Genomic DNA, 263 nt, shown 5'->3' with positions numbered 1-263 from the left:
TGTCCCCGCGGGGACAGGCAGGTCTGATGGGCGGGATGAAGGACGAGATTCAGTGCCTAATCCGCTTGTTTGAGCCTGTTTTCATGATGTGTCTCCGTGGGGACAGGTGTCTGGATACCGGTTGCGGTGGGCGGAAACGCCCACCCTGCGATGACGCCATACCCGTCTGGTTGACCGTTTGGGCCTAGCAACCCGCAGCTGGTTCATGGGCGCTCCGCCTGCCGCAGCGTGTCAGGCGGGTAACCTGTCCCCGCGGGGACAGG

Source organism: Leisingera sp. ANG-DT, from assembly GCF_000813785.1.
Taxonomy (GTDB): Bacteria; Pseudomonadota; Alphaproteobacteria; order Rhodobacterales; family Rhodobacteraceae; genus Leisingera.
The sequence above is the reverse complement of the archived record's forward strand: the minus strand, read 5'-3'. Positions refer to the sequence as shown.